The organism is Lactobacillus sp. N54.MGS-719 (assembly GCF_000980505.1).
Classification (GTDB): domain Bacteria; phylum Bacillota; class Bacilli; order Lactobacillales; family Lactobacillaceae; genus Lactobacillus; species Lactobacillus amylovorus.
This window is the reverse complement of sequence record NZ_LARO01000006.1, coordinates 1-26,728: the sequence shown is the minus strand read 5'-3', so window position 1 is coordinate 26,728 and position 26,728 is coordinate 1. Positions and strand designations below refer to the sequence as shown.

Below are 26,728 nucleotides of genomic sequence, written 5' to 3'. Positions count from 1 at the left end.
AACCTCCTCTATTGAAATTTACCGTAATAATCAAGCAACTTCTTGGCCAACTCATTTCTAAAGTATTCAAGAAGGCCGATCATTTGTGAATACGGCATATTTGTTGGCCCAAGTAAAGCAATTGTTCCTTTACCATGGGTGCCGACGCTATATTCAGCAGTCAGCAAACTATAATTCTTTAATAAGTCGTTAGGCATTTCTGAACCTAACTTTACTTTTACTGGATATTTCTCAGTCTTTGGATCAGCCTCACCATCTAGCAAGTTAGAAAATAGATTATCATGATCAATCATTTCATAAAGCGATCTGATATCATTGACATTATGCTCAGATGTGTTGTTCAACAAATTAATTTGTCCATCAACATACATCTGCTCGCTTGCAGCATCTTTTAAAACATCTTCGACCAAATCTAGAAGCTCACTAACATGATCGCTACCGATTTCGTTTTTAGCAAGCTCACTTAAGAATGAAATATTAACTTCATTTAAGCTCTTGCCTACTAATTGATCGTTGATCATGCGTACTGCTTTTTCAATTTCTTCCCCATGAATATTGTGTGGTAAAGCATAAACCTGATTTTGAACGTTACCATCACTCGTAACCAGAATGGCCATCACTTGTCTAGCTGACAAAGGCACAATTCTGAAACCGGTGATCTTAACATCCCCACTCTCAGGTCCTTCGGCAAAAGCAGTATAATCAGTTAAATCTGATAAGATACGAGCTGCTTCTTGTACAATCTCATTTACTTGATGGAAAGGCCGATCTAATTGACTTCCGATTGTATTATAAACGGACTCTGGCAACTGCAGTGGTTCAACCAAATTATCCAAATAGTATCGATAACCTTCGCTTGAAGGAATTCTACCACTAGAAGAGTGAGTCTTTTCAATCAAGTCCTGATCTTCAAGCACTGCCATTTCATTACGAATGGTTGCACTTGATACCTTAATTGGTAATTGTTTCATCACTGTCTTTGAACCTACAGGCTCATGTGTCTGCGTGAAGTCCGTGATTATTGTTTTTAAAATAAGTTCTTGACGCTCGGTCAACATAAATATCGCCCTCACTTTTAGCACTCACATCTCTCAGGTGCTAACAGATTCTATTATACTAAAATTTAGCAATAATTCAACCCGAGTGCTAATTTATTTTGAATTTTTTTAATTTTATTCTTTGCGTTGCTACATGCTCAATAAAGTATTGATCGTGCTCAACTAAAACCATAGCTGGTTGAACATTTTTCAGTAGCTTAATCAACTGATCTTGATTAAAGACATCCAAATAATTCGCAGGCTCATCCCACAAGTATAAATCAGCTGGTTCTACTAAAGATTTAGCCAAAGCTACTCGTTTTTGCTGACCCATGCTCATTTCTTCGATCTTTGTAGTAAAACTTTCTCGTGAAAAGCCCATTTTCTTCAAATTATGGAGCAGCTCTTCATATGAAATCTTTTGTTTTTCCGAAAACTCTTTTAATGTACCGGTATATTCAGTAAAGTCTTGAGGTAAATATGATATTTTCAAGCCATTGGTTAACGCAAACTGGCCTTGATATGACACATCATTTGCTTTACCTAATAGCAATTTCAAAAAGGTCGATTTACCAGTACCGTTTTTGCCTTCTAGAGAAATGACGCCCTTATTTTCAACAATCATGTTTAGATCTTCAAAAAGCTGTTTATCTTGAACCCTCAAAGACAAGTGCTGGGTTTCAAGTAAAGTTTGATGATAGTTTGGCTGGAAGTTAATAGTTAAATCAGGTACATCTTCGATGTTGGTCATCAAACCTTTTTTAGCTTCAATATCTTTATTAATTCTATTAGATAAATTTGTCGACCTCTTCATAATTTTAGCGGCTTTATGACTATAGAATCCTTTGTTGATATTAGCGTGAATTTCATTATCGTGTGCTTTAGCATTCTTTTGATTTTCAGACTTATTAGAATACTTCTTTAACCGTAATTGACTTTCATTAAGTCGTCTAACTTCACCTTTTAGCTTCTCATTTTTATCGCGATTAAATTGATCCCTTTTCTCTTTTGTATCTTCATAGCTAGCATAATTTCCTTGATACAAATGAATTTCAGTATTTTCAATTGCCAAAATATGATCAGTAATTTGATTCAAAAAATCACGGTCGTGGCTAACAACAATGTAGCCTTTATCATGTTTTTTCAAATACTTTGCTACTTGCAAACGACTAGCCTCATCCAAATGATTGGTAGGTTCATCAATTAACGGAAATGCATCCCTATTAGTAAAAGACAGCGCAAGCAAAACCTTAGTTTGTTCACCACCACTCAAAGTATTGAATGGCTGCCAGAGTAAATCCGGATCAGCACCTAATAAATTCATTTCTCGCTCAAGCTCCCACTGTTCAAAAGAAGCTTTGTCTTGCAACTCATATAAAGTAATATTGTCAGGATTATTAATTTTAATTGGAAAGTAAGAAAAAGCTAGTTTACTTTCAATTTTACAGGTTCCCTGTAGTTTTCCTCTTAGTAAATTTAGAAATGTAGTCTTACCTCTACCATTTCTCCCTACTAAGCCTAATTTCCAACTACTATCCAAGTTCAAATTTAAGTCATTAAAAATATTGTCACTGGCATCTTCGTATCTAAAAGAAAGGTTTGAAATCTTAATATTGCTCATGAAATCACCTCACGCAAAAGAGAGTCTACACTTTTGCCAAGCATAGACTCTCCCTATTTTTGCGTACAAAAAAGAGGCATCCCGTCTACGTCAATCTTGCCAAAAGTGCATAATCTCACTATCTACCTAAAAGTACATTGTTCAACTATGCTTCATTTTGCAAGATTAAAGACGCAACGGCGATCCCTCTTTCTAAATTTGAATTTCAATTGATACAAAAAGTGTATCATGAATAATATTACATTTCAACTATTATTCCGCAAAATATTCCTTGATTTCTTTTTGATCCTTCTCAAGTTGCTTTTTCAACTCATCCAAACCAGCGAATTTTATTTCTCCACGTGTGTACTTATACCACTTTATTTTTATCGGTTCACCATAAATATCTTGATCAAAATCAAAAATATTAGATTCAATATAAATACGCTTTTCTTGACCAATGGTAACGTTATAACCAACGCTAGTCATTGATTCATACCATTTACCATTAACTTCAGTTTTAGTGGCATAAACGCCAATTTTAGGGATCACCTTGTGATCGGCCCAGATTAAATTAGCAGTTGGAAAGCCAAGCTTATGTCCATTACGTTTGCCATGTCCTATGATTCCACTCATCACATAATGATGACCCATCAGTTCATATGCAAGTTCCATATCGCCATCTTTAATGGCTTGGCGAATTTCAGTAGAACCAATCTTTTTACCAGCAAAAATCTGCTTAGGCATCACTACAATATCAAAGCGCCCCTTAGCATAATCTGGCAAACGATCCATATTGGCAATTTCCTTTGGACCATATGTATAGTCAAAGCCTGCTACAATAGTGTCCGCATTCAATTTAACGATTACATTATCGACAAAATCTTGTGCCCCGATTTGACTAAATTCCTTGGTAAATGGCATCACAGCCAGATAATCAACCCCTAATTCAGACATCTTGTCTGCCTTTTCTTCGAGCGTTTCAAGATATTTAAAATTCTTTTTGTCCTCATAAACTTCTTTAGGATGTCGGTCAAAAGTCATCACTACTAAAGGCAGATTCTTTTGATCAGTAATTTCTTTTGCTCGCTTGATTAATTTTTGATGTCCCAAATGAACCCCATCAAAAAAGCCGAGAGCAAGCACTACTTTTGAAGATAGAATATTTTCTTTAACTGGATAAGTTAAATGAACGATTTTCACAACTAATTCCTTCGTTTCAATTATTCATTTTGAAGCAACATTAGACTTGGGCAATAGAGTCTCCCCTTATTCTCATAAATTGCCTTAACTTTTTTATTGTACCTTAAAGCTACCTTTTTGGCATCTGTTTCTAACTTAATCCAAGCACCATTTTGTACTTTCTTCCATTGATCATCTGATAAATCAATAGTTTCATAATTGGTGAAAAAGGCATCAATTGGTTGAATCAACTCATCAGCTTTCTCCGGATTTGCCTCAATCTCACTTAATTTTACTGCTTGTGAGATATCAAAGCCAGAACTAGCAGTTCTTCTTAATTCGGTCATAACGGCTGGCTTACCTAGTTTTTCTCCTAAATCATTAACTAATGATCTAACGTAGGTTCCTTTACTGCATTCAATTTCGAAGCCAAAACTTTCTTGACCTTTTTCTTCGTCAAAAACAGGTCTATCTATTAAAAGATAGTCATAGATATCAACTATTCGCTTAGGACGCTCAACAGCAATACCTTCACGGGCATATTCATATAAGTGCTTACCATTTACTTTAACCGCTGAATAAATCGGTGGAACCTGCTCAATTTCGCCCTTAAAAGAATCCATTCCAGCCTGAATCTCTTCAGTAGTAAAAGGATGATCAAGCTTTTCTTCCTTTAAAACCGTACCCGTTGCATCATATGAATCAGTAGCATAACCCAACAAGCCTTGGCCTTCATACTTCTTAGGACGTGTGTGCATCAATTCGATTAATTTGGTAGCTTGACCAATTGCAATAGGCAAAACTCCCGTTACTTCAGGATCCAATGTACCAGCATGACCAATTTTTCTAATATGCAACGCACGACGCAAATGGTAAACAACATCTGCGCTTGTCATATCCTTGTCTTTATCAATCACTAAAATTCCATTTAACATATTTATATCCTATCTAGCTAACAAAAAAAGCGCCTTAACGGCGCCTTTTTTACTTACTTGCCCGTTCAGCATCTTGCTTTTTAACTTCTGCAATTAAACGGTCAATTTTACTACCATATTTTACTGAATTATCACGTTTGAAAATAAGTTCAGGAACTTTATATACAGTCAAAGTTTGACCAAGCAAATGACGCATCATGCCCTTTGCCTTTTCTAAGCCTTCTTCGACTTCCTTTTCTTTTTCAACATCTTCAGTTAATAAACTGTAGTAAACAGTTGCATATGAAAGATCATTCGTACATTCAACCGCAGTGATTGTAACTTCGCTTAAACGAGGATCACGAATTTTCTTTTGTAAAATTTTGGTTAATTCGCGAAGGATTTCTCCTTCAACACGACCAATTCTATGCTTCATGCTTGCCTCCTAAAATAATTACTTAGGTTCAACTTGTTGCATTTCGTATACTTCGAATTCGTCGCCAACCTTGATATCGTTGTAGTCCTTAATAGTCAAACCACAATCGTTACCTTGCTTAACTTCCTTAACATCGTCCTTGAATCTCTTAAGTGATGCAATTTCGCCATCGTATTTAACGATACCGTCACGAATAACTCTAATCTTAGAATCGTTCTTAACTACACCCTTATCAACGAAGGAACCAGCAATTGTACCAACCTTAGAAACCTTCCAAGTTTCACGAACTGTTAAGTTACCGATAACCTTTTCTTCGTAAGTTGGTTCAAGCATACCCTTCATGGCAGCAGTAACATCATCAATAGCCTTGTAGATGACACTGTACAAGCGAATATCAACAGAGTCAGTTTCTGCTTGACTCTTAGCAGTTGCAGTTGGACGAACGTTGAAACCAATAATAAATGCATTAGATGCACCAGCTAAAGTAACATCTGATTCATTAATTGCACCAACGCCTGAGTGAATAATGTTGACACGTACGCCTTCAACTTCGATCTTTTCAAGTGATTGTTGCAAAGCTTCTACTGAACCTTGAACATCAGCCTTCAAGACAATGTCAACCTCTTTCATGTTTTCCTTCTTCATAGTATCGAAGAGGTTATCAAGAGTAACGTGTTGTACCTTTTCACGAGACTTTTGCAATGATTGTTGTGCTCTAGCTTCACCAACGCTTCTTGCAGTCTTTTCATCCTTAAACTCAACCAACTTATCAGCTGATTCAGGAACATCGTTCAAACCAGTAATTTCAACAGGTTCTGATGGGGTTGCCTTCTTAACTTGACGTCCACGATCGTTGGTCATTGTACGTACACGACCGAAAGTATCACCAACAACGATTGGATCACCAATATTAAGTGTACCTTGTTGGATCAAAACGTCGGCTACAGGGCCACGACCACGTGACAAACGGGCTTCAATTACAGTACCGATAGCCATTTCAGTAGGATTTGCCTTAAGTTCCATCACATCAGCTTGAAGCAAAATCATTTGAAGCAAGTCATCAACGTTTTGACCAGTCTTAGCTGAAATGTTAACGAAGATTGTGTCACCACCGTAATCTTCAGGAATTAAGTTATACTTCATTAATTCTTCGGTTACGTGTTGTGGGTTGGCACCTGGTTTATCCATCTTGTTGATTGCAACAATAATTGGAACATTAGCACTCTTAGCGTGGTCAATAGCTTCAACAGTCTGTGGCATTACACCGTCATCTGCAGCTACAACTAAGACAACAATATCAGTGATTTCAGCACCACGTGCACGCATGTTTGAGAATGCGGCGTGTCCTGGAGTATCCAAGAAAGTAATCAAACGGTTGTCTAATCTAACTTGGTAAGCACCGATCTTCTGAGTGATACCACCAGCTTCGTGAGCTGAAACGTGAGTATGACGTAAGCGGTCAAGCAAGGTAGTCTTACCGTGGTCAACGTGACCCATGATAGTAACTACTGGTGGACGCTTAACTTGGTTCTTAGACTTCTTTGATTCTTCCATTCTCTTGTTGTAAAGAGTGTCAATATCAGAGATATCTTCATGAACCTTTTGCTTAGCATCAATACCGTATTCAGCAGCCAATAATTCAATAGTATCCTTATCTAATGATTGGTTTTGGTTAGTCAAAACACCAAGCATGAATAGCTTCTTAACGATTTCTGCTGGTTCACGGTGAAGTAATTTACCAAGGTCTTGTGCGTTCATACCCTCTTCGTAAACCAATACTTCTGGTAATGGACGTTCCTTACGCTTAGTAGGTTGCTTCTTTGGCTTTTGTTCTTGTTGCTTCTTCCTGTTCTTACGACGTTTTCTTTCTGAACGATCTGAATGTTCACTGTGTCCGTTGAAGAATTGGTTCTTACCCTTACGGCCTGGCTTACCTGTATTTCTACCATGATCATTGCCACGTCTATCATCCTTAGGAGCTTCTGGCATGGTAACCTTAGCAGCTACTCTTTCATTAGCTGATGGTTGATTTTGCTTTAAACGAGCTGGGGATGGCTTTAAAATCTTAGGACCAATTACTTTCTTTTCAACTGGTGCTGACTTCTTTTTGTTGTTATCGTTATTAGTTTTCTTATTATTTTTCACTGGTTGTTCTTGTTTTGGATGTTTCAACTGTTCGTGATATTCTTTCTTAGCTTTTTGAGCTTCCTTGTTAAGTTGGCCTTCTTCGGCACGTTGCTTTTGCTTAAATTGTTGAAGCAAAGCTGCGGCCTTGGGCTTACCTGAATTAGCTCTATTATTGCCGCGTTCGTTTCGATTATCACGATTACGATCATTATTTTGACGACGTTTATTATTACGTCTTCTTGGCTTCTTAGAAGAATTATTATCTTCTTGTTTCCTTTCATTCTTGCGAATAGAAGAAATAGAGATCTTAATCTTATTATTCTTCTTGGCGGGAGCGGAGTTTTGGAAACTACTCTTTAATTTTGCAGCCTGTACATCATCAATTGATGACATGTGATTTTTCACATCAAAGCCTAAATCCTTTGCTTTTTGGACTACAACTTTATTATCAACGCCTACTTCTTTTGCGACTTCATAAATTCTTTTCTTTGCCATCCAATCACACTCCTTCATTTATTCTTTTAACTAATGCCTTAGCAAAACCAGCATCAGTTAATCCTAAAACTTTTCGTTTCTTGCCAATTGCTTTTGACATTTCACTAGCCGAAAATGAGTTTATCATAGGAATATTATTTTTTCTGGCAACGCGATCCACTTTCTCTGCAGTGTTTGCTTGAACATCACTAGCAAGCAGGATCAGCTTTATTTTTCCTTTATTTGTTTCGGTAATTACAGTTTCAGTGCCTGTTGTTAATTTTCCAGCACGCTCTGCTAAACCTAACAAATTAATTGCTTTTTGTCTATTTTGCAATCTTATTTATCACCAAATAATTCTTTCCTTGCTTTCTGATGATCAACATAAGAATAAAGCTCATCGTAGAAACTGTCTGGGATCTTAGCTCCTAAGCTGCGATCTAAAACATGTTTTTCTTTTGCAGCTTCGATCTTAGTTGGATCAAGTGAAACATATGCTCCTCTTCCTGCCTTTTTACCAGTAGGATCGACAGAAACATTCTTTTCTTTATCAATCACGATACGAACCAATTCTTTTTTAGGTTGCATTGTATCGGTTAATAAATCCTTCCGCATTGGGATTTTTCTTTTTTTCAAAAAATCACCTATTCTTCAGTATTATCTTCTGTAGTATCAGTGTTATCTGTATCTGCAGCTTCAGCATCATTTGAAGCAGTTTCTTCATTAGTTGCTGATTCTTGACTTTCATCAGCTGCATCTTCACTATCAGAATCTGATGAATTTTCGTCAACAAATTCTACTTCGGATTCTGGACGGATATCAATCTTGTAGCCAGTCAAACGAGCTGCAAGACGTACGTTTTGCCCCTTCTTACCAATGGCAAGTGATAATTGGTAATCTGGCACAATTACCAAAGCACTCTTTTCATCTTCATCATCGCCAAATTGAACAGCAATTACTTCTGCTGGGTTCAATGCATTAGCTATAAAGTCTGATGGGTCTTCTTCGTACTTAACGATATCGATGTTTTCACCGCCAAGCTCATTAACAACGTTTTGAACACGAGCACCCTTTTGACCTACACAAGTTCCGACTGGATCAATGTTAGGATCATTTGACTTAACAGCCATCTTGGTACGATCGCCAGCTTCACGAGCGATTGAAACAATTTCAACGGTTCCATCATAAATTTCTGGAACTTCTTGTTCAAACAAACGCTTAACCATATCGGGAGCAGTTCTAGATACAGTAATTTGGGCACCCTTTGAATCTGAACCTACGTGAGTTACCAATACACGAATTTGATCTTGTGGATTGTAAACTTCATTAGGCATTTGATCGTGATGTGGCATTACAGCTTCAACATTGCCAATTTTAACATAAACAAAGCGATTATCACGACGTTCTACAGTACCTGTAACAAGTTCATCTTCATATTGAGAATATTCATCAATAATATGATTTCTTTCTGCTTCACGCAAACGTTGCATAATAACTTGCTTAGCAGTTTGAGCAGCGATACGACCAAAGTTCTTAGGAGTCACTTCAAAGCGAATTTCATCGCCAACTTCATAAGCACGGTTGATGGCTAAAGCATCCTTTAAGCTGACTTCCAAACGATCGTCTTGAACTTCGTCAACAACGGTCTTAACAGCCATAACCTTAAAGTCGCCCTTTCTTTCGTCAAAATCAACTTCAACGTTTTGTGCTTGTTTATAATTCTTCTTGTATGCAGCTACCAAAGCGGCTTTAATTGCATCAACAATAACATCTTGCTTAATGCCCTTAGTCTTTTCTAAGGTGGCAAACGCTTCTAGCATTTCTTTAGACATAAGTTTTTAATCAGCCTTTCTAAAATTCAATTGCAAAACGAATATTTGCAATTAACTTACGGGGAACAGTTAATGTTTTTCGTCTTGTCTTATCTCTTACTTCCAATACAATCTCTTCATCATTATATGACTTAAGCGTACCTTCATACACTTTTTTGTCCTTAATTTTTTGATAGAGACCTATATGAATATAATCATTCAAAGCCTTTTTCCAATCTGCTTCAGTCTTAATTGGACGTTCAGCACCTGGAGATGATAATTCCAAAACATATGGTTCAGGGAATGGATCTGGATTAATCGTATCGAGCTTTTCAGAAACGAGTTCACTCAAAGCTGCGATTTCATCAATATCGATTCCATTTGGTTCACGATCTACATAGATGCGTAAATAATTTTGTCCCTTTTCCTTAACGTATTCCATATCAACCAACATGTCGCCATGTTCATCAATAATTGGTTCAACAACTGGACGAACAAGATCTATAACTTTAGACAAAAATTTTCCTCCGTAATAAAAAGAGTGAGCATTACTGCTCACTCGAATTTACCTATTCGAACTTCTCTAGTAGTATACCATGTTTTACTAAACAATGTAAAATCAGATATCTAGAAAAGAGACAATTGATTTTCGTCAGGCATCCCTTCCAAGACGCCATTATCTTCAAAATAGTTCATGATAGTTTGTGAAACTTTACCACGCTTAGCCAAATCCTCTTTAGATAAGAATTTCTTTTCGGCACGGGCGGCAACAATCTGCTTAGCAGCGTTATCACCTAAACCAGGTACGGCGTTAAATGGAGCTAAAATAGTATGCTTATCCAAGATCTTAAAGTCGGTGGCTTCAGATTGATCGATATCAACCATCTTGATCTTAATGCCACGTTCAAGACATTCATTAGCAATTTCCAAAACCGTTAACAAACTCTTATCCTTAGCTGAGGCATCCATTCCTTTATCTTGAATTTCTTTCATCGCTGCTTTAACAGTATTTTTACCATGACTCATTGCAACTAAATCAAACAAGTCGGCACGAACTGAGAAATAAGCAGTGTAGTAAATTTCAGGATAGTACACTTTAAACCAAGCAATTCTCAAAGCCATCAAAATATAGGCAGTGGCGTGAGCCTTAGGGAACATGTACTTGATCTTCAAACAAGATGGAATGTACCAATCTGGAATCTTCTTGTTCTTTTTAAGAACAGCCATGTTTTCATCACTAATCCCGCGACCGTGACGAACTGATTCCATGGTTGAGAAGGCTACTTCTGGTTTTACGCCCCAGTGAATCAAGTCCATCATGATGTTGTCACGACAACCAATAACGTCCTTCAACTTGCAAGTACCGTTGTTAACCAAATCTTCGGCATTGCCTAGCCATACGTCAGTACCGTGTGATAAACCAGAAATCTGCAATAATTCGGCAAAAGTAGTTGGCTTAGTTTCTTCAAGCATCCCTCTAACGAAACGCGTACCAAATTCTGGTACTCCCAAAGTACCTGTTTGTGAACCAATTTGTTCAGGAGTAACTCCTAAAGCCTTAGTACTTGAGAATAATGACATGACACCTGGATCATCTGGTGGAATAGTCAGTGGATCAATTCCTGACAGGTCCTGCAAGTGACGAATCATCGTTGGGTCATCGTGTCCCAGAATATCGAACTTCAAGATGTTATCGTGAATGGAGTGGAAGTCGTAGTGCGTAATTAACCAAGCAGCATTCACATCATCGGCTGGGTATGACACAGGAGTAAAGTCGTAAATATCCATATCATCTGGAACTACAACAATTCCGGCTGGGTGCTGACCCGTTGTTCTCTTAACCCCACGAATTCCGCTGGCTAAACGATCTAGTTCTGCGTTACGCAACTTCAAGTTTCGCTCTTCGTCAAAGTGCTTAGCATAACCATAGGCTGTCTTATCAGCAACAGTGGCAATAGTTCCGGCACGATATGAATTATCGGGTCCAAACATTACTCGAATAAAGTTATGAGCTACTGGTTGGTAGTCACCTGAGAAGTTCAAATCGATATCAGGAACCTTATCACCGTGGAAGCCCAAGAAAGTGGCAAACGGAATATCCTGACCATCTTTTACCAATGGAGTACCACATTTTGGACAATTCTTATCAGGTAAGTCAAAACCTGAACCATATTCCCCATTTTCAAAGAATTGCGAATACTTACACTTAGGACAGCGGTAGTGCGGTGCAAGTGGGTTAACTTCAGTAATACCAGACATTGTGGCTACCAAACTAGAACCTACGGAACCACGGGAACCTACCAGATAACCATCCTTATTGGATTTGGCTACCAGACGTTGTGAAATCAAGTAAATAACCGCATAACCATTAGAAATAATGGAATTAAGCTCCAAATCAATACGGTCCTTAACGATTTTTGGCAAAGGATTACCGTACAATTCGTAAGCTTTATCATAGGTCAATTTCTTCATTTCTTCATCAGCATGGGCAATGTGAGGTGGATACAAGCCATCTTTAATAGGCTGAATTTCAGAAATTTCATCCGCAATCTTATTAGTATTTTCAATTACGATTTCTTTAGCTATATCCTCACCTAAGAAACTAAAGGCATCCAGCATTTCCTGTGTTGAATAGAAATGTAGATCTGGTTGTGGCTTGTTTCGATTTGGATTAGAACGTTGCGCAGAAATCAGAATCGTCCGATAAATCGCATCATGTGGTTCAACATAGTGCGAATCACCAGTCGCTACAACAGGTTTATTTAATTCTTTACCTAGTTTATAGATATTGCTGATAATTTCTTCAAGCTGATCTTCATCTTTGATCAACCCATCAGCAATTAATTGTGAGTATGTTGCTGGTGGTTGAACTTCCAAGAAGTCATAGAACTTGGCCTTTTCACGTGCTTCATCGTAACCTTTTTGCATCATAGCAACAAAGACGTCACCTTGCCAGCAGCCTGAGCCGTACAAAAGTCCTTCGTGCAAATCTGCCAAATTAGACTTAGGCGTTCTAGGAATACGGTAAAAGTCTTTCGTACTTGCGATTGAAACTAATTTATACAGATTCTTTAAACCTTTTTGGTCTTTAGCTAGCACCGTCATATGAGAAGGACGAGCACGCTTATATACTTCGCCATGTGCTGCATAACCGTTTAAGTTGTTCAAATTGTCTTCATTGTATTTTTTCTTAAAGGCATCTAACAACTTATACATCAAATAACCAGTAGCTTCGGCATCTTGGTTAGCTCTATGGTGGTGTTCCAATGAAACATTGTACTTCTTAGCTAATGAATCCAAGGTGTGACGGTTCTGTTCTGGGTGAAGCAAACGAGATACTTCAAGCGTATCAACAACAGGTTGAGTAATTTCGCTGAGACCTGCTCTTCTTAAAGCAGCGTTGACAAAACCAACGTCAAATTGAACGTTGTGTCCACAAAGAGGACGATCACCGTAGAAGTCTTGGAACTGTTTAATTACGACGTCTTCATCATCAGCTGCACTAACCATTTCATCTGTAATAGAAGTCAAATTAATGGTTTGTTCACTCAATGGATGGTGCGGATTGATAAATTTATCAAATCTTTCAAGCACTTCACCATTTTTCATCTTTACGGCACCAATTTCAATAATCGTGTCGTAAACAGATGAAAGTCCTGTAGTTTCAACGTCGAAGATTACAAATTCACGATCTTCATAGGTCATTGGAGCCGGATTTAAAACCAGTAATGCATGATCATCAATCATATTGGCTTCAACACCATAAAGAATCTTCATACCAGTAGCTTTACCTGTGCTGTAGGCTTCTGGGAAGGATTGAACATCCCCATGGTCCGTAATCGCAATTGCTTTTTGGCCAAACTTTTTAGCTGTTTTAATAAAATCAGTTGGCGTATTAGTAGCGTCAAGTTGACTCATATTAGTATGCAAGTGCAACTCAACACGCTTTTGGTCGCCTTCATACTTTTCAGTTCTACCAACATGTTCTACTGTTTCAAAGCTACTAATATTGAAAACAACATCATGTTGATATTGGTCATCGGTTGCAGTACCCTGCATTTTTGCCCAGGTGCCTGGTTTGATCGCTGACATCTGCTCAATTTGTTCCTTATCAGAAACAAACTTCTTAAAAGCAATTGAATCACTATAATCGGTGATTTCACCGGTAAAAATTACCGCACCTGACTTTAATTCACGGCTCTCAATATTGAAGATATTACCTTCAATAACGACATTGCGCGTACCGTCTTCTACATCTTGAATTTGAGTAATCGGAGCATTTTCATCTAACTTGCGTTTACCATAACTAGTTCGTTTAGTTGGGTATTGACGCGGTTGGGGCTTGGCCTTTTCAGGAGTCTGCTCAAATTGCTTTTGCATATCCTTTTCATGTTCCTCATGCCGCTCTTCCAAACTTTGCAAGTTATTTTCCATGCTCGATTGATCAACCTGAGTGATAAACTTCAGATTAAAGAAGCCATATTTGCGCATTTCTAGAGCAAGATCATCTAAAGCTTTTTGTTCGATGATTCCGTCAATAATATTGTTATCTACTGGTATTACCCAACGACCATCGACTTTTTCTGGTTTTTGACCCGCCAAAAATTCACGCGCCATTGGTTGCAAAACATTAGAATTTTGCACTGCATAATGCCAATACTTTGGTAAATATTGATCCGAGCCATCACCAGTATTAACAAAAAATCTTACATTTACAAAAGAAGCAAAACTTTCTTCTATAGCTTTTCTTAATGCCACATAGGTATCGTACTGTAATGGAGTATCAAAAAAAACGTGGATATCCCACCTATGTTCTTTAGCGTAAACATCCACGTTTTCAATCTTCCCTTTTTGAAGAAGTTCATTATCTTCAAAACTGTCTGGGAAATGAACCTGTTTGAGCAATTTTAAGAAAAGATCGTTTTTATTGGTCACAAAAATTATCCTAACTCTTGATTTACAAACTTATCTAATTCATCAATTGACATTTCAGTTGCCTTAGCATCAGTTGGTCTCTTAACTTCAACAATACCATCAGCAGCCTTCTTACCAATCGTAATTCTAATTGGTGCACCAACTAAGTCAGCATCAGCAAACTTAACACCGGCACGTTCCTTACGATCGTCATATAAAACATCATACTTTTCACTGAATTTCTTTTCAAGTTTTTCAGCTAATTCAGTTTGATCATCCTTGTTCATCTTCATTTGAACAATATGAATTTCAAATGGTGCAATTTCCTTTGGCCATGCTACACCGCGTTCAGTTAAGTGTTGTTCAACTGCTGCAGAAAGCATTCTAGTTACACCAATACCGTATGAACCCATAATAACTGGTTGTGCTTTACCATTTTGGTCCAAGAAGTCAGCACCCATGGTCTTAGTGTAGTAAGTACCCAACTTAAAGATGTGACCTACTTCGATTGAAGTAGTGAACTTAAGTGGTAAATGATCAACTGGGTCTGGTTCACCTTCGTTAGCAACTCTAAGGTCAGCAAATTCATCAACCTTGAAGTCACGATCTAAGTTAGCGTTCTTGTATTGGTAGTCAGTTTCGCCTGCACCAACAACAACGTTGTAAAGATCCTTAACAGTTTCATCAGCAATGATCTTATCAGCCCAGTCTGCATTTACAGGACCTACGCCGCCCTTTTCACTACCAGTGATTTCTTTCAAATCCTTGGTATCAGCTTCATGAATTTCATCAGCATCAAGGACGTGGCCTAATTTTACTTCGTTGATTTGCTTATCACCACGAATTAAAACTAAGATCTTTTGACCATCGGCGATGTAAAGAATACTCTTAACAATTCTAGTTGCAGGAACATCTAAGAATTTAGCCAATTTTTCAATAGTATCGCAATCAGGGGTTGATACCTTAGTTAATTCCTTAGGATCTTCAGGATCTTGTTTAAATGTGTCAATACTCTTGGCCATTTCAAGGTTAGCAGCATAAGTACCATTTTCGTTAGTAGCAATGGTATCCTCACCAATAGCTGCAGGAGCTTGGAATTCAGTAGAATTCTTACCACCCATTGTACCTGAGTCAGCGATTACGGGGTGAACAGTTACACCGGCACGCTTGAAAATACGCTTGTAGGCATTTTCTTGATCGTTAAATTGTTCATCCAATTGATCACGAGTAGCAGCAAAACTGTAACCGTCAAGCATTACAAATTCACGACCACGAAGAAGACCGAAACGAGGACGGTTTTCATCACGGAATTTGGTTTGAATTTGGTAAAGAGCCATTGGCATTTGCTTGTAACTCTTTAAGTTCTTAGCAATGATTTCCGTGAATGTTTCTTCATGAGTAGGTCCTAATAAACTTTCACGGCCATGACGGTCCTTAAGTTTAAACATTTCTGGACCATACTTCTTGTAACGACCAGATTCTTGCCATAAAGTTGCTGGAAGCAAGTGAGGCATAATCATTTCTGGAACATTGATTCTATCCATTTCTTGTTCAATGATTGCTTCAGCCTTGCGTAAAACACGGTAACCTAATGGAAGGTAAGCATAAACACCAGCAGTAACTTGGCGAATGTAGCCACCTCTAATCATCAATTTATGACTTTCAGCCACAGCATCGGATGGTGCTTCCTTTAATGTTGGCATAAAAAATTTTGATTGACGCATTATTTTTTTATAATCTCCTAAAGTAAAAACAAAACTAACTAACAAATATTTATTTAATAAAGTAGCGATAAATATCGTTACCTGTAACTGCAATGATCAAAACTAACAATAGACCAAAGCCAATTAATTCGACGATAGCCTCATGTTCCTCTGAAATCGGCTTTCCACGAACTAATTCAATTAAGTTCAATAAAAGTTTACCACCGTCTAACCCTGGAATTGGAATTAAGTTAACGATTCCCAAGTTAATTGAAATCATCCCCAAAAAGGCTAATACATAAGTAAAGCCCATTTGAGAAACTTGAGAAGTTTGAGAATAAATTCCAACTGGGCCAGACAATTTATTCAAACTAAAGTGTCTAAACAAATTACCAACTGCATTAAAAATTAAACCTGTAGTTGAAACGGCTGTATCCCAGCCTCTCTTTAGTTTAACACCAGCATTTTCATTGCTTTTGGCAACAATACCGATTTGGTAAATTTTTTGTCCTTGAATCTTATGAACCTTTGGCTTTACTGCCACAGTTCTACTTGAGCCATTCTTCTCTAATTTAAAGCGTAATTCTTTACCATTGCTCTGATTAATTTTAGCGGATACTTGATCAAAATTATCGATCTTTTGACCATTAATCGCAACGATTTTATCGCCAGGCTCAATTTTAGCACTTCTGGCTGGAGAATTTGCTTCAGTAGAGCCAATAGTTGTTGTAGCCGGACCTGGAACAGTAAATGTCCAAATCAAGAACACTACAAAACCAAGCAAAATATTCATAAAAGGACCGGCAAAATTGGTTGCCAGTTTTTGCCAAACATTAGCTTGATTGAATTGAGTATCACGTGGAGCGATGATTAATTCGGTACCATTCTTTTCAATGATAGTAGCATCATGGTTTACATGATAAGTAACCGGATCATTTTCATCCCCGTTTTCATAACCTTCAATAATCAAGCTGTCTACCAAATCGGCCTTTGTTACTTGTACAGGAATTCCTTCAATGGGCATGTCAGATTCAGAAGCATCAATTCTAACAACTTCGTTTTGATCATTTAACTGCAAGATTACAGTCATACCCGGATCTAATTTGCTCTCATCATCAGAACCTGCTAAACGAACATAACCACCTAATGGCAACCAACGAATAGTATACGTCGTAGGGTTCCGTCTAATCTGAAAGAGCTTTGGACCCATACCAATAGAAAATTCACGGACAAGAATACCTGACTTTTTAGCTACAATGAAGTGCCCAAATTCATGGACAAAGACAAGTAAGCCAAAGACGACTAAAAAGATTAGTATACCTCTCAATAAAATTCTCCTAATGTACAATACCTAAAATAGCTGCAACAACAGGCAATACAAATAGCATACTATCAAAACGGTCTAAGATACCACCGTGACCTGGTAAGATCTTACCTGAGTCTTTAACACCATAAAAACGTTTGTATGCTGATTCAACCAAGTCACCCATTTGGCCAACGATTGAAAGGATAAATGCCAAACCAACCATTGATAATTCTGAAACGCCAAATGTAATGTTGAAGTGACTCAAAATTGCTAAATAGATTGCACTAAAAATCAATGCACAAATTACGGCACCAATAGAACCTTCCCATGTCTTGTTAGGACTAATTACTGGCCATAACTTATGCTTACCGATCTTACGACCGATCATGTATGCACCAATATCAGTTGACCAAACAACTACAAATACATAACCCAATAAAGCTAAACCGTTTTGTGGGTATGCTCTGATTGCGGCCATGTAGTGGAAGCCGAGTCCAATATAAAGAGCTGCTAAAACATAAACACCCACATCATCAAAAGTTGTCTTGTTCTTGGAAAGAACAGTCCAAGTCAAGAAAATCATGACAATGCCATAAAATACACCCAACTTAGTTATATTTGATGGGAATACTTTGAAAAATGAGTCTGGAACAGTCCAGGTCAAAGTTGCAAGCAGAGCTAATACGAAATCAAATGATACTAAAAGTTGTTTCTTCATTAAAAAGATCTCGCTAATACCAACTGCTGCAAAAAGTACAGTCAGCCAGTCCATCCAAAGACCGCCTGCTAATACAATTGGAATAAATAAGATTAAGGCAATAACTGCCGTAATTACACGTTGTTTCATACTAACTATCCGATTCGTCTACCTTACCAAAGCGCCGGTTACGGTGCTTAAATTCATTAACAAATTGTTTTAAATCATCTGCATCAAAGTCAGGCCAGTTTTTATCACTGAAAGCCAATTCTGAATAAGCCAATTGCCAGAGCAAGAAATTAGAAATTCGTTGTTCACCTGAAGTTCTGATCAATAAATCAGGATCTTGGTATTTACCAAAATGACCGGTCATTAAATGATCGGAAATCATTTTTTCAGTAATATCTTCGCTCTTTAGTTCACCAGCTTCAATTAAGCCACCAATTTCTTGAACTGCAGAAGTAATTTCTCTTCTTGAGCCATAGTTAAAAGCAAAGTTGAGAATTAAGCCAGTATTATTAGCTGTTTCTGCCATTGCCCGTTGAACAATTTGATAAGTTTTTTCTGGAAGTTCATCCAAATATCCCATAATGTTAACCTTAACGTTGTTTTCCATTAAAGTTGGCATATATTTATCAAAAAAGCGTACGGGTAAATTCATCAAATAGGCAACTTCTTCTTTAGGTCTAGCCCAGTTTTCAGTAGAAAAAGCGTATAAAGTTAATATCTTAATGCCCAATTTATCAGCGGCAAGAGTAATGCGTTCAACATTATCCATACCTTCACGGTGACCGTAGAATCGCGGCTTATGGCGTTTTTTAGCCCATCTACCATTACCATCCATAATGATGGCAAGATGATTTAATTCATTATCCTTCTTACTCATGTTTAACCCTGAGTAATTTCCTTACGCTTTTCATCAGCAAGTTGATCAATCTTCTTGGCTGCGCCATCAGTAACCTTTTGAACTTGCTTTTCTAAGTTGCGTTGTTCATCTTCGGTAATGTCGCCATCTTTTTCTTCTCTCTTCAAAGAGTTCATGGCATCACGACGAACGTTTCTAACGGCAATCTTTGCTTCTTCAGCGTACTTACCAACTTCCTTGGCAATTTCTTCTCTTCTTTCACCAGTAAGTTGTGGAATTACCAATCTGATAACCTTACCATCGTTTGCTGGAGTTAAACCAAGGTTTGAAGCCAAAAGTGCGTGTTCAATATCATCCAAACTGTTTTGGTCGTATGGAGTAATCAATAAAACACGTGGTTCTGGAATAGTAATACTTGACATTTGAGTCAATGGTGTAGGTGCACCGTAGTATTCAACTTGAACGTTATCAAGCAAAGCTGCGTTGGCAACACCTGCACGAATTGAAGCTAACTTCTTTTGATAAACCTTAATAGATTTATCCATATTTTCTTGTGCTTTTTTAATAGTTTCGTTGTTCATTATTTATTACCTCTAATTACAGTACCAATATTTTCACCCAAAACAACCTTCTTAATGTTGCCTGGTGTGTTAACGTTAAATACAATTAATGGGATTTCGGTATCCATTGACAATGAACTTGCAGTTCTGTCCATTACCTTTAAGTTCTTTGAAATCAAATCAAGTTGAGTTAATTCACTAAACTTAGTTGCTGAAGGATCTACCTTAGGATCGGCTGAGTAAACACCATCCACACCATTTTTAGCCATCAAAATTACATCAGCACCAATTTCGGCAGCACGTAAAGCAGCGGTAGTATCTGTTGAGAAGTATGGATTACCAGTACCACCACCAAAGATTACAACACGGCCTTTTTCAAGGTGACGCAATGCTCTTCTTCTAATATAAGGTTCAGCAATTTGTCTCATTTCAATTGAAGTTTGCATTCTAGTAGGAACACCAACTTTTTCAAGACCATCTTGTAAAGCTAAACCATTCATAATAGTAGCAAGCATACCCATGTAGTCGGCTTGAGCACGTTCCATGCCTAACTTAGCGCCAGTTTCACCACGCCACATGTTACCGCCACCGCAGACGATACCAATTTCTACGCCTAAGTTATGAACAGACTTAATTTCTTTAGCCAAGTGACTAATAACAGTTGGATTAATTCCAGTACCTTTGTCACCGGCTAAGGCTTCACCTGATATTTTTAAAATAATGCGATTATATTTAACTTGACTCATAATGCCCTCCTCTAATAGCTTTAATTATTCTAACATATATAACTATCTAATGTCTTTCAACTAATTAAAGTCAATAAAAATTTATAAAAAAAGAAGGAGCACTTACGTACTCCTCCTTTCACTAATAGTAGTAAAAACTACTTCATTTGTTCACGAACTTCAGCAGCAAAGTCTTCTTGCTTCTTTTCAATACCTTCGCCAACTTCGTAGCGAGTGAATGAAACTAACTTAGCGCCCTTGTCCTTCAAGAATTCGCCAACAGTCTTGCTGTCGTCCATGATGTAATCTTGTGACAAAACTGCAAATTGCTTGTCAACTTGAGTGTTGTCATCGATGAAGCGTTGCATCTTACCAGGAATAATTCTATCCCAGATCTTTTCTGGCTTACCTTCTTCTTTAAGTTCAGCCTTGATGTCTTCCTTAGCCTTAGCTAAAACGTCATCAGTCAATTGCTTTGCTGAACCGTAAACAAGGTGTGGTAATGGCTTCTTGTGTACCAATGCACGACTTTCGTTATCTTGGTCGATCTTGTGGTTCATCAATGCCAATTGTTCAGTGATGAAGTCATCATCTAATTCATCTGGTGAGATAACCTTAGGGTTCATAGCAGCAATGTGCATTGCTAAGTGCTTAGCAGTTGCAGCGTCAGCACCTTCTAAGACAGTGATAACACCGATTTGGCCACCGTTGTGTTGGTAAGCACCAAATTCTTGGTCATCGTTCTTCTTTTCCAATGCGAAACGACGTAAAACAATCTTTTCACCAATAGTAGCAGTTGCGTCAACAAATGCTTGTGATAAAGTCTTGCCGTCTTCCATCTTTAATTCGCTAGCTTCTTCAGCGTTAGCAGGCTTGCCTTCGGCAATAGTCTTAGTAACGCCCTTTACTAAGTTAACGAATTTTTCGTTTTGAGAAACGAAGTCAGTTTCTGAGTTGATTTCAGTAATAGCTGCTACGTTACCAGCAACGTAAACGCCAGTTAAACCTTCAGCTGCAACGCGGTCTGCCTTCTTAGCAGCCTTAGCCATACCTTTATCGTGAAGGTATTCAATGGCCTTGTCCATGTCACCGTCAACTTCTACCAATGCCTTCTTGGCGTCCATAACGCCGGCACCGGTACGTTCACGTAATTCCTTAACTTGCTTTGCAGTAATTGCCATTAATATGTCCTCCTACAGAACTAACAGTAAAAACTAGTCTTCTGGGTTTTCTTCAGCGCTAACGATTTCGTCTGAACCATCAGCATTTTCTTTGAAGTCTACTTCAACAGTTTCGTCATCTTGACCTTGCTTACCTTCAACGATAGCGTCTGCCATAGCACCAGCGATTAAGCGGATAGCACGGATAGCGTCATCGTTTGAAGGGATAACAACGTCAATTGGATCTGGATCGGTGTTGGTGTCAACCATAGCTACAACTGGGATACCCAAAATGTTAGCTTCGTGAACAGCGATCTTTTCCTTCTTAGGATCTACTACGAACAATACATCTGGAATTCTTGGCATGTCTTCGATACCGCCTAAGAATTTTTCAAGCTTGTCCATTTCCTTAGTTAAAAGTGCAACTTCCTTCTTTGGTAATACATCGAAGGTGCCATCTTGTGACATTTCCTTTAATTGCTTTAATCTTCTAACACGACTTTGAATAGTAGTCCAGTTAGTCAAAGTACCACCTAACCAACGTTGGTTTACGTAGTATTGACCTGCACGAGTTGCTTCTTCAGCAATTGAGTCTTGAGCTTGCTTCTTAGTACCTACAAACAAGAATACGCCGCCGTCTTGTGCAACAGCCTTCATAAAGTTGTAAGCATCATCTAACATCTTGATAGTCTTTTGCAAGTCAATGATGTAGATACCATTTCTTTGAGTGAAAATGTAAGGAGCCATCTTTGGGTTCCATCTTCTAGTTTGGTGACCGAAGTGGACACCAGCTTCAAGCAATTGCTTCATAGTAACAACGTCTGCCATATTTAAATTCCTCCTATGGTTTTAAATCCTCTCAAGCGTTCGTTTCATCATCTAACCACTACCTAGGGCACCACGATGATGATCGCTCTTGATGTGTTTTTTACTTATGCTTACACAGCATACCTGACTATTCTACAAGATTTTAGTCAATCTGACAAGACTAAAATTTAATATTATGATCCCGTAAAAATTTCTCTTTCCAGCTGCGAGAATGATGCTTAAACCAATACTCTCTCTTGAGTGCCAATCTTTTATCATCAAATTGTTCATGGTAAATCATCCGCACTGGTCGTCTAGCTTTAGTATACTTAGCACCCTTACCTTCATTATGCATTTTTAAACGGTGCTCAAGATCGTTCGTAAAGCCGCCATAAAAACTACCATCATTGCAAAGCAACACATAAAAGTAATATTTACCTTTTGCATCGTGCTTTGCTCGATCTTCATCGGTCTCACGCACAATCCGTTGAATAATTGGTTGAAATTCACCATTTTGATCATGAACTTCAATTGCATCCCTCAACTCTGTGCCATCTGTTCCCGTATGCTTAACAGCTTCCACAATAATTAAATTGGTGTTTTCACCGCGATGAGAAACAAAAGGTTGAACTAGCTTGACGCTTAAATCGTACTTCATACAGTAGTAGCATATTTCTCCTAATCTTTCGGGTCGATGCACCATAAACATTTTTCCCTTCATCTTAAGAAGGCCGCTTGCCACTGCAATAATGTGTTCCAAATCGATTAGTAATTCATGACGCGCAATTGCCTTTTTTCGATCTGGATTAACTTCGTGCCCTTTTGGTGCTTTAAAATAAGGAGGATTTACAGTTACGACATCATAGCTATCCTTACGTAAAAATTTAGGAGCATTTAAGACATTATCCTTATAAACTGAAATTCGATTTTCCATATCATTTAGTTCAACTGAACGAACAGCTTGAGAATATATTTCGTCCTGAATTTCAATTGCATCATAGTGTGCCCGATTAAAATATGCCATATAGATAGTAGCCGCACAATTACCTGCACAAAGATCTGCCACTTTATCTCGGTCTCGAATTAATCCTTTAGCCCAATATGCTAAAAGCAAGGTATCCATTGAAAAACTAAAGGCAGTTTTATCTTGGATAATCCGCAGACTATCGCTGTACATGTAATCGATTCGTTCATTATCTTTAAGCTCAACCATAAAAATATTTGCCTTTCTTATCTATATATTTTTATAATAACTTAGAACAAATTGGAGGACAAAATGTTTTATAAAATTATTCGCCCCATTGTCCGTTTCATCGTTTGGGTGCTCAACGGACACTTGCACGTTCATCATAAAGACCGCCTACCTAAAGGCAATTATATTTTAGTTGCACCACACCGTACTTGGTGGGAACCACTTTTGTTTGCTCTTGGTGCTAGTCCAATGGAATTTATGTTCATGGCCAAAATTGAACTATTCAAAAATCCAGTTTTGCGCTTCATTTTAAATCATGCGCATGCTTTTCCAGTAGATCGTAAAAATCCAGGTCCATCTGCTTTAAAAATCCCAGTTAAAGGATTAAGAAAAGGAAAACTTTCATTAATTATCTTTCCTTCGGGAACTAGACACTCTGCCGAATTAAAAGGTGGTGCATTGGTGATTTCTAAGATGTCAAAAAAGCCAATGGTTCCAGTAGTCTACCAAGGCCCATTATCTTTTAAAGGATTACTCAAAAGAAAGCCAATGGAAGTTAACTATGGCAATCCAATTACGATTGATAAAAAGACCAAGTTAACTCACGAAAATGAACAAATTATTTATAAGCAATTGGAAGATGCCTGGGACAAGCTTGATAAAGAACTAGACCCTAATTTCCACTATGTTGCAAAATAATATAATACTCAGTTAATGGACATTTCTTTAAACTATGGTCATTAGCTGAGTATTTTTTATTGCATAAATTTTTTTAGTGTTAAAATAAGTAGTTAGGTTTGATAATTATTGGAGGAAAGATAATTGTTAGAAAAAACATTTTACAAAATGATGCTTAGCAAGTCCTTCCCTTTTCCCGTTAAAGTAACCTACTGGGACGGTAAAAGCGAAGTCTACGGTAATGGTACTCCTGAAATCGAAATTGTCTTTAACGAAAAGATCCCTATGGGCGACATTACTAGAAATGCTTCACTCGCACTTGGTGAAGGATACATGGATAAGAAAATTGAAATCCATGGGGATATTCAAAAATTAATTTTTGGTGCTTACGAAAGTGCCGACAGTTTCATGCGTTCTTCAAAGTTCCGCAAATTTTTACCAAAGCAAAAGCACACTGAAAAGCAAAGTGAAGAAGACGTACAAAGCCACTACGATATCGGTAACGACTTCTACAAGTTATGGCTTGATCCAACTTTGACTTACTCTTGTGCTTACTTTGAAGATGGTAATGAAAATGACCTTGAACAAGCTCAAATTGCTAAAGTTCACCACATTTTAAACAAATTAAACCCACAAAAAGGCAAGACTTTACTCGACATCGGTTGTGGTTGGGGTACATTAATGCTCACCGCTGCTAAGGAATACGGCCTTAAGGTTACCGGTGTTACTTTGAGTGAAGAACAATACAAATTAGTACAAAAGCGTATCTACGATGAAAACTTGCAAGATGTAGCTGAAGTTAGACTTGAAGACTACCGTGAACTTGGTGATCAAACCTGGGATTACGTAACTTCAGTTGGTATGTTTGAACACGTTGGTTCAGAAAACTTACCTAAGTACTTCGCAGATGTTTACAAGTACTTAAACAAAGATGGTGTCGCTTTAATCCACGGTATTACTCGTCAACAAGGCGGTGCTACTAACGCTTGGATTAACAAATACATCTTCCCAGGTGGTTACATTCCAGGTTTACAAGAAATCGTCGGCGATATCGTTGATAGTGGCTTGCAAATTACTGATATGGAAACTCTTCGTCGTCACTACCAAAGAACTCTTGAAATTTGGGACAAGAACTTCAACGCTGTTCGCGATCAAGTTGAAGATAAAATGGGTGAACGTTTCACTCGCATGTGGGACATGTACTTAAATGCTTGTGCTGCTTCATTTGAATCAGGCAATATCGATGTCATCCAATACTTGCTTACCAAGGGCCCTTCTGGTAAGAACTTGCCAATGACTAGAGATTACATGCTTAAGTAATTTAAAAATATTAACAGACCTGCATTAGATGCAGGATAAGCGTCAAATAACCAGGCGTGCCTGAGAGCACGAAAAATAAGGTCATCCCAGGGGTGGCCTTTTCGCATGCCTTATTTACAAAGGATTTTGACCTCTTTTTGCCATGGCAAATAAGCTTCAAGTGTATTTGATTCTAGGTCCTTTTCATTTGGCAATTTTTCTAGCAAATATTTCAAATATTTTTCTGGATCAAGCCCATTTCTTTTGGCTGTTTCTATTAAACTCAAAATAATGCCGCTGGCTTTAGCTCCAGCAAAACTCTGCGAAAAGAGCCAATTGCGTCTGCCCATAACGAGTGATTTCACAGCTCGTTCAGCCTTATTATTGGACAGTGCTAAATGACCATCGAGCAAAACATTCTCGAAAGTTTCTTGATGCTTAAGCGAGTAGCTGATAGCCTTGCCCAGTTTATAACCGGGCAAGACTGTTGCTTTATTTTGCCTGCACCAGTTGAAGAACTCTTTCATCAAAGGCTTGAGCTTTTCCTGTCTTAACCGGCAACGCTCCTGTTTGTTTAAAGCCTCCCAAGTCTGTTCTAAATAAAACATCCGATTGCAATAGTTAAGTCCTTTTTTAGCGAGTGACTTATCCGAAGCGGTTTGGGGCACGGCTTCATCAAACTTGCGTCTTACATGTGCCCAGCAGCCAACCAAGGTTGCCTGAGGCAATTGCGTATAAGCCTGCCACATGTCGCAGTGCAAATAACCGGGATAGTTTTCTAAAAAGTTTAAGGCAACCTTGCCACTCCGGGAAGGATCATGATGATAGAGTGTAATCCCGTATTGATCATGTTTGCCTGAAAGGAAGACCCAATAGTAAGTCTTGATTGTTTTACTTTCTAAGACAGTATAGTAGGTTTCATCGGCATGCAGGATGGGGCGCTTTAATAGTTTTTGCTTTAGCAGCTTATACATGTGCTTAAAGTAATAGTCGCTGCTTTTCAGTCCCCAGTAATTGAGCATTTGCCGTGACAGATCTAGTCCTAGCTTGCGCCAATCGTTTTCTTGGCGGTAATCAGGAACCTTCATTTCATACTTTTGATATAGAGTATGAGCAATCAATGAGGCTGAGCCCAGGCCATGCTTCAACGGAGTTTTAGGCAATTTGGCTTTGATAATCTTATCAGTCAAGTCCCTTTGACTGCAGTATTCACATTTGTAGGCATGCTGGATGTGCTCTAG

The 26,728-nt window shown here is 38.0% G+C and carries 23 protein-coding genes; 2 read left to right on the top strand and 21 right to left on the bottom strand.

Going from position 1 to position 26,728, the window contains the following annotated elements; genetic code table 11:
* Positions 1-8 precede the first annotated feature (8 nt).
* The 20 genes from hrcA to WS44_RS01950 form a co-directional block, all read right to left on the bottom strand.
* Positions 9-1,058, bottom strand: coding sequence for a heat-inducible transcriptional repressor HrcA (gene hrcA / locus WS44_RS02045; RefSeq protein ID WP_013438131.1), 1,050 nt, complete (start codon positions 1,056-1,058; stop codon positions 9-11).
* 88 nt (positions 1,059-1,146) lie between these two features.
* Entirely contained in the window at positions 1,147-2,658 is a 1,512-nt protein-coding gene (gene abc-f, locus WS44_RS02040) for an ABC-F type ribosomal protection protein (RefSeq protein WP_046432806.1), read from the bottom strand.
* A gap of 252 nt (positions 2,659-2,910) precedes the next feature.
* Positions 2,911-3,840, bottom strand: coding sequence for a riboflavin biosynthesis protein RibF (ribF, locus tag WS44_RS02035; RefSeq protein WP_046432805.1), 930 nt, complete (start codon positions 3,838-3,840; stop codon positions 2,911-2,913).
* Positions 3,841-3,860: 20 nt separating this feature from the next.
* A complete protein-coding gene (truB, locus tag WS44_RS02030; RefSeq protein ID WP_046432804.1) occupies positions 3,861-4,754 on the bottom strand; it encodes a tRNA pseudouridine(55) synthase TruB in 894 nt (297 codons plus the stop codon).
* Positions 4,755-4,803: 49 nt separating this feature from the next.
* Positions 4,804-5,169, bottom strand: a complete 366-nt coding sequence (locus WS44_RS02025) for a ribosome-binding factor A (RefSeq protein WP_046432801.1) — start codon at positions 5,167-5,169, stop codon at positions 4,804-4,806.
* A gap of 18 nt (positions 5,170-5,187) precedes the next feature.
* Positions 5,188-7,791: a translation initiation factor IF-2 gene (gene infB, locus WS44_RS02020; RefSeq protein ID WP_046432798.1), complete on the bottom strand. Its 2,604-nt coding sequence runs from the start codon at positions 7,789-7,791 to the stop codon at positions 5,188-5,190.
* Between the two features lie 4 nt (positions 7,792-7,795).
* Positions 7,796-8,107, bottom strand: coding sequence for a ribosomal L7Ae/L30e/S12e/Gadd45 family protein (locus tag WS44_RS02015; RefSeq protein ID WP_013438136.1), 312 nt, complete (start codon positions 8,105-8,107; stop codon positions 7,796-7,798).
* 2 nt (positions 8,108-8,109) lie between these two features.
* Entirely contained in the window at positions 8,110-8,406 is a 297-nt protein-coding gene (locus tag WS44_RS02010; RefSeq protein WP_013438137.1) for a YlxR family protein, read from the bottom strand.
* Between the two features lie 8 nt (positions 8,407-8,414).
* Positions 8,415-9,602, bottom strand: a complete 1,188-nt coding sequence (gene nusA / locus WS44_RS02005; RefSeq protein WP_013642129.1) for a transcription termination factor NusA — start codon at positions 9,600-9,602, stop codon at positions 8,415-8,417.
* Positions 9,603-9,621: 19 nt separating this feature from the next.
* Positions 9,622-10,098 (bottom strand): ribosome maturation factor RimP, encoded by a 477-nt coding sequence (gene rimP / locus WS44_RS02000; RefSeq protein WP_013642130.1) that lies wholly within the window; start codon positions 10,096-10,098, stop codon positions 9,622-9,624.
* A gap of 110 nt (positions 10,099-10,208) precedes the next feature.
* On the bottom strand, positions 10,209-14,516 hold the full coding sequence (locus WS44_RS01995; RefSeq protein ID WP_046432794.1) for a PolC-type DNA polymerase III: 4,308 nt from the start codon (positions 14,514-14,516) through the stop codon (positions 10,209-10,211).
* Positions 14,517-14,521: 5 nt separating this feature from the next.
* The gene (locus WS44_RS01990) at positions 14,522-16,219 is read right to left on the bottom strand and encodes a proline--tRNA ligase (RefSeq protein ID WP_013642132.1); all 1,698 of its coding nucleotides are present in this window, start codon (positions 16,217-16,219) and stop codon (positions 14,522-14,524) included.
* 49 nt (positions 16,220-16,268) lie between these two features.
* A complete protein-coding gene (gene rseP, locus WS44_RS01985) occupies positions 16,269-17,525 on the bottom strand; it encodes an RIP metalloprotease RseP (protein WP_046432791.1) in 1,257 nt (418 codons plus the stop codon).
* 10 nt (positions 17,526-17,535) lie between these two features.
* Positions 17,536-18,351, bottom strand: coding sequence for a phosphatidate cytidylyltransferase (locus WS44_RS01980; RefSeq protein WP_013438143.1), 816 nt, complete (start codon positions 18,349-18,351; stop codon positions 17,536-17,538).
* A 1-nt stretch (position 18,352) separates the two neighbouring features.
* Positions 18,353-19,087 (bottom strand): isoprenyl transferase, encoded by a 735-nt coding sequence (locus WS44_RS01975; RefSeq protein WP_046432788.1) that lies wholly within the window; start codon positions 19,085-19,087, stop codon positions 18,353-18,355.
* 2 nt (positions 19,088-19,089) lie between these two features.
* Positions 19,090-19,647, bottom strand: a complete 558-nt coding sequence (gene frr / locus WS44_RS01970; RefSeq protein ID WP_013438145.1) for a ribosome recycling factor — start codon at positions 19,645-19,647, stop codon at positions 19,090-19,092.
* A complete protein-coding gene (pyrH, locus tag WS44_RS01965; protein WP_013438146.1) occupies positions 19,647-20,372 on the bottom strand; it encodes a UMP kinase in 726 nt (241 codons plus the stop codon). The genes frr and pyrH overlap by 1 nt, the downstream gene beginning before the upstream one ends.
* 137 nt (positions 20,373-20,509) lie before the next feature.
* Complete coding sequence (gene tsf, locus WS44_RS01960) at positions 20,510-21,532, bottom strand: translation elongation factor Ts (protein WP_013438147.1); 1,023 nt, start codon at positions 21,530-21,532, stop codon at positions 20,510-20,512.
* Positions 21,533-21,565: 33 nt separating this feature from the next.
* Complete coding sequence (gene rpsB / locus WS44_RS01955) at positions 21,566-22,339, bottom strand: 30S ribosomal protein S2 (RefSeq protein ID WP_013438148.1); 774 nt, start codon at positions 22,337-22,339, stop codon at positions 21,566-21,568.
* Positions 22,340-22,499: 160 nt separating this feature from the next.
* On the bottom strand, positions 22,500-23,531 hold the full coding sequence (locus WS44_RS01950; RefSeq protein ID WP_046432784.1) for a GIY-YIG nuclease family protein: 1,032 nt from the start codon (positions 23,529-23,531) through the stop codon (positions 22,500-22,502).
* 63 nt (positions 23,532-23,594) lie between these two features.
* Here WS44_RS01950 and WS44_RS01945 point away from each other — a divergent pair, with 63 nt between their 5' ends.
* Positions 23,595-24,209 carry a 1-acyl-sn-glycerol-3-phosphate acyltransferase gene (locus WS44_RS01945; protein ID WP_046432781.1) on the top strand — a complete coding sequence of 205 codons (615 nt, stop codon included), beginning with the start codon at positions 23,595-23,597 and terminating at the stop codon, positions 24,207-24,209.
* Between the two features lie 123 nt (positions 24,210-24,332).
* On the top strand, positions 24,333-25,508 hold the full coding sequence (locus tag WS44_RS01940; protein ID WP_013438151.1) for a cyclopropane-fatty-acyl-phospholipid synthase family protein: 1,176 nt from the start codon (positions 24,333-24,335) through the stop codon (positions 25,506-25,508).
* A 110-nt stretch (positions 25,509-25,618) separates the two neighbouring features.
* Here WS44_RS01940 and WS44_RS01935 read toward each other — a convergent pair.
* The coding region (locus WS44_RS01935; RefSeq protein ID WP_046432779.1) for an IS66-like element short variant transposase at positions 25,619-26,728 on the bottom strand (1,110 nt) is incomplete at its 5' end.